Below are 4,424 nucleotides of genomic sequence, written 5' to 3' on the forward strand. Positions count from 1 at the left end.
GCAATGTGGCGCTTCAGTATTTCACCATCGTCTTTACCAAGGCGGAGATTCAGGCGGTCGAAGAGCTGTTGGCCGAAGACCAGAAGAATCTGGATTTGGTTACACGCGCCTTGCAGGCTGGCACCGTCACCAAAGTGGATGAGCTGAGTGCGCGTACGCAGTTGGCTCAGGATGCGACGTTGTTGCCACCGTTGCGTCAGCAGCTCGATACGGCACGTCATGCGTTGGCTGTGTTGCTAGGGAAGGCGCCGTCGGAATGGGTTGATGCTGATGCGGACTTCGTGACGTCGGATCAGTTGCGTTTGCCGCAGCAGGTGCCGGTGACGGTGCCGTCTGAGTTGGTGCGTCGGCGGCCGGATATTTTGTCGGCTGAAGCTCAGTTGCATGCGGCGACGGCTGCCGTTGGTGTCGCGACGGCGAACTTGTATCCACGGATTACTCTGTCAGCGACGGGGAGTCAGGAAGCGGTGACCACTGGGCGGCTGTTCGATTCGTCGAGTTTGGCGTGGAGTTTGATCAACGGGATTACTGCGCCGTTGTTCGACGGCGGCACTTTGAGAGCTGAGCGTAGAGCTGCGTTGGAGGCTGTGCATGTGAGTGCTGCGAACTATCAGCAGACGGTGCTGGAGTCGTTCGGGCAGATTGCCAATTTGCTTCAGGCTGCTAAGCATGACCAGGACCTGTTGGATGCGCAGACCGTTGCTGCGGATACGGCGAAGGCTAGTGTTGAGTTGGCGCGTGCCAGTTATAGCGCTGGCAACGTTGGTGTGTTGTCGGTGCTCGATGCTGAGCGGCAGAGTTTGCAAGCTCGGCTTGGTCTGTTAGAGGCTCAGTCGCAGCGCTTCGCGGATACGGCGCAGTTGTTGTTGGCTATGGGTGGGGCGGACGGCGGCGGCTAAGAGTTGCGGTGGCTCGCGGCGGCTCAAGATGCCGTTGGGTCAGGTGGCTGAAGATGCCGTCAAGCTGGGTAGCTGGCGGCGGCTGTCAGGGGGAAGTGTCCTCTCGGCACCGGCACGGTCGCAGCGCATTGCGCCGCTCCGCGCACGTCCCTGTTGAGCCTGTAGGAAAACACGTCCCTGTATTTCCAACTGCCGAGAGGACACTTCCCCCCGACAGCCACCGCCGAAACGTTCGTGGCAGCAGATGCGGCTGCCGATGCCTTTACTCTGGGCGGCGAGAGGACATTTCCCTTTGGCCGGTCTACTGCGGGCGCTTCGTTGAGCTGGCGGCAGCGAAGACTTCTTTCGGCTCTCTCTCCGCCACCGTTCAGTGCCGCGTGCCCGCGACTTCACCCGTGGACGCCGCGGTGGCGACCGTCCCGCTCATTCCATGCAAAACTTCTGGAAAGTCCTATTCCTCGCCAGCAAGCCCGCCGCCGAGCACGCGATACAACGTCACGACATTGTCGCTAGCAGTCAGGCGAGCCGACACCAGCGACTTCTCAGCGCTGTAGAGCGTGCGTTGAGCGTCGAGCGCATTCAAGAACGTGTCGACGCCCTTGGAATAGCGAGCCTCAGCGAGCTGATAACTATCCGCCGCAGCTTCGACCAAGGCGCGTTGGGCATCGAGCTGTTCTTGGATCGTGCCGCGAACGGCGAGGGCGTCGGCCACTTCTTTGAACGCGGTTTGAATCGCCAGCTCGTATTGCGAGACATAGAGGTCACGCTGTGCCTTGGCGTAGCTCAGGTTGGCGACATTGGCGCCGCCATTGAAGATGGGCAAAGTCAGGCTCGGTCCCACCGACCAAACCGACGCGCCGTTGTTGAACAGATCCGACAGCTCAGTGCTGGCTAATCCCGTGCTAGCCGTCAGCGACAGCGTCGGGAAGAAAGCAGCACGGGCCGCGCCGATATTGGCATTGGCAGATTTGAGCTGATGCTCAGCCTGTAACACATCCGGACGAGTCAGCAACACCGAGGACGACAAGCCGGCCGGCACATCGGCGAGCCAGTGATGATCGTCAGGCAGTTCCTTGGGCAACAACTCATCAGGCACGCGACTGCCAGTCAGCAGTTCCAGCGCGTTTCTATCCTGAGCGATCAAAGCGGTGGTGCTAGCCAAATCGGCACGGGCTTGCTGATAAATGGTTTCAGCCTGTCGCACATCCAAGCGCGAAGACACGCCGGCTTCCAAACGCTTGCGAGTGACGTTCATGGAGCGCTGCGCGCTCTCAACCGTCCTGCGCGCCAGTTCCAGCTGACTGTTGTCAGCCGCCAACGTGAGATACGCGCTTGCGGTTTCAGCGATCAAACTAATGCGTGTGGCGCGACCCGCTTCGGAGGTGGCGAAGTATGATTCCAACGCGGCATTGGACAGGCTGCGTACGCGACCGAACAAGTCGATCTCGAAGGCGCTCAAGCCCACACTCGCGGTGTAGTACTCGCTTTCTGAAGTCGTGCCGCTAACGCTACTGAAACTCTTGGCGCGAGTCGCACTGACATCGCCGTTGATCTTCGGCATCAAATCGGCCCGCTGAATTCGATACTGAGCCCGCGCGGACTGAATGCTCGCCAGTGCGCTACGCAAGTCGCGATTGTTGGTCAGCGCCAGCTCAATGACTTTTTCCAAGTTCTCATCGACGACAAACTCACGCCACGGTAAATCGGCGGCAGTCTTATCAGCCGCCTGAGCAGTTTCGTAAGCCGGGCCGGTCGGCCACGTGTCAGCGACCGGAGCAGCGGGGCGGTCGTAGCGAGGCGCCAACGTACAGCCGGCAAGGAGCAGCGACACCGTCGCTGCGAGCGTTAGAGTGAAAGTTGGCTTACGCATGTTGAGCTCCTTCGTTCGGAGCGTTGTCATTCGGCACGGCCGGTGTCGGCTCGGGCTCGGGGCGATCCTTGAACAGCTTGCGCACCAGAACGAAGAACAAAGGAACCAAGAAGATGGCCAGCACGGTGGCGGTCAACGTGCCGCCGACCACGCCGGTGCCGATGGAGATACGGCTATTAGCGCCGGCGCCGGTGGACACTGCGAGTGGCATCACGCCAGCGATGAAGGCCAGCGAGGTCATGATGATGGGACGCAGACGCAAGCGTGCTGCTTCGAGAGTCGCATCCATCAGCGTGGCTCCGCGCAAGTACGCGGCTTCGGCGAACTCGACGATCAGAATCGCATTCTTCGCCGCCAAGCCGATGGTAGTCAGTAGCGCGACTTGGAAGTACACATCGTTTTCCAGTCCTCGCAGGCTCGCGCCCAACACGGCGCCGACCACACCGAGCGGGATCACGAGCATCACCGACAAGGGCACTGACCAGCTCTCGTACAACGCGGCCAGACACAAGAACACCACCAGAATGGAAATGCCGTACAGCAAGCTCTTTTGACCGCCGGCCAAACGCTCTTGATACGACAGGCCGCTCCAGTCGAAGCCGGCGCCGGCCGGCAGCTTGCCGACCAGTTCTTCCATCTTGTCCATGGCCGTGCCCGAACTCACGCCCGGGGCTGCCGAGCCTTGAATGGAATACGACGCGAGGCCGTTGTAGCGGCTCAAGCTTTCGGGACCATACGTCCAGTTGGTGCTGGCGAAAGCGGAGAAGGGTGTCATCGTGCCGCCCTCGCTGCGCACGTACCAATCAGCCAGATCTTCCGGGGCCGAACGGAACGGCGCATCGGCTTGCATGTACACGCGCTTGACGCGAGCACGATCGATGAAGTCATTCACATAGACGCCGGCCCAGGCGGCGCTCAGTGAAGTGTTGATGTCGGATAACGACAAGCCCAGGGAGCTGGCCTTGGCCTGATCGATATCAACATGCAGCTGTGGCGTGTCAGCCAAGCTGCCCAGTCGCACGGCAGTCAACGTTGCGTCGGTACGCGCGCTGGCAAGCAACTGTTCGCGCATTTGTCGCAGCGTCTCGCGATCGACGCCGGCATTCGCCTGCAATTGAAATTCGAAACCGCCCGACTGACCGAGGCCGGAGATGGACGGCGGATTGAGGGAGAACACCTGCGCATCGCGAATCGACGATAACGCCGCGGTGGCGCGTTGGGCGATGGTGTCGGCGCGGTTTTCTACGCCCGAGCGCTCCTTCCAATCTTTCAAGTTCACGAATGCCATGCCGGCGTTCTGGCCACTACCGCTGAAGTTGAAGCCGGAGATCGTGAACATGGTGCGCACGTTGTTCTTTTCGTTCTCCAGAAAATGCTTCTCGATGGTCTTGGCAACTTCCAGCGTGCGCGTCACCGAGGCACCCGGCGGCAATGTGAATTGCACCATCACCTGGCCCTGGTCTTCGGTGGGCAAGAAGCCGGTGGGCAGGCGTAACAACAACAGGCCCATGACCAGGACGATGGCGCCGAACGCCAGCATGCCTTGCAGCGGCCGCTTCAATACTTTCACCACGCCATGTTCGTAGCGCTCAACCGCACGATCGAAGGTGCGATTGAACCAGCCGAAGAAACCACGACGAGTCGGGTGGCCATGC

The 4,424-nt window shown here is 60.5% G+C and carries 3 protein-coding genes; 1 reads left to right on the forward strand and 2 read right to left on the reverse strand.

Annotated elements, in window-relative coordinates:
- On the forward strand, window positions 1–899 hold an 899-nt coding region (locus JNL55_RS16020), incomplete at its 5' end, for an efflux transporter outer membrane subunit (RefSeq protein ID WP_293855462.1).
- A 451-nt stretch (window positions 900–1,350) separates the two neighbouring features.
- Here the strand turns inward: JNL55_RS16020 and JNL55_RS16025 are convergent.
- Together JNL55_RS16025 and JNL55_RS16030 are read right to left on the reverse strand one after the other, a co-directional pair.
- Entirely contained in the window at window positions 1,351–2,769 is a 1,419-nt protein-coding gene (locus tag JNL55_RS16025; RefSeq protein ID WP_293855465.1) for an efflux transporter outer membrane subunit, read from the reverse strand.
- Window positions 2,762–4,424: efflux RND transporter permease subunit (locus JNL55_RS16030; RefSeq protein WP_293855468.1), on the reverse strand; the 1,663-nt coding region annotated here is incomplete at its 5' end. The genes JNL55_RS16030 and JNL55_RS16025, both read right to left, overlap by 8 nt.

The sequence above is a fragment of the Steroidobacter sp. genome (assembly GCF_016790065.1).
In the GTDB taxonomy this organism is placed as follows: Bacteria; Pseudomonadota; Gammaproteobacteria; order Steroidobacterales; family Steroidobacteraceae; genus Steroidobacter.